Raw genomic sequence first — 655 nt, 5'->3', positions numbered from 1 at the left:
CTCTGAAAGCCTGAGGCCGTCTGAAAAATACTTACTTTCAGACGGCCTTGTCCATTAAACCGCGCACCAATCGGCCGCTTCCTGTTTCTGCATCATTCGGTTTGCCTGTGCCAAAAACTCATCGGTCAACACATTTTCCGTCGCGCCAGCAGTCACTTTTTCACGCGCCAAAAGCAGCGTGTTGGCAAAATATGCCCTCACCTGCTCGTAATCATGCAACACGGCAATCACTGCCTGACCGTCCTGATGGCACTGGCGCAAAACTTCCAACAGCGCATAAGTCGTCCGCGCGTCCACCGCATTAAACGGCTCATCCAGCAACAAAAATTTGGCATCCTGCACCAGCATCCGTGCAAACAATACGCGTTGGAACTGACCATTGGACAAGTGCGCGATTTGGCGTGTAGCAAAATCCTGCATTTCCACGCGTTCCAAAGCCGCCATCACGCGCTTTTTCTGCGCCGCGTTCACGCGTCCGAAAAAGCCGATTTCATACCACAGCCCCATCGCCGCCAGTTCAAACACCGTCATCGGCTGGCTGCGGTCAATATCCGACTGCTGCGGCAGATAGGCAATATCCTTGCGCGCCATATTTTCATAGCGCACGCTGCCCGTGTCCGTCTTCTGCAAGCCCATAATGGCTTTGAGCAGGGTC

General features: G+C 53.7%; 1 protein-coding gene. It reads right to left on the bottom strand.

What is annotated here, in order from left to right:
* Positions 1-54: 54 nt before the first annotated feature.
* The coding region (locus ACTHUR_RS14965; RefSeq protein WP_440399391.1) for a metal ABC transporter ATP-binding protein at positions 55-655 on the bottom strand (601 nt) is incomplete at its 5' end.

This window comes from Neisseria sp. P0021.S007 (assembly GCF_051956855.1).
This window is presented reverse-complemented; position numbering and strand designations above follow the sequence as displayed.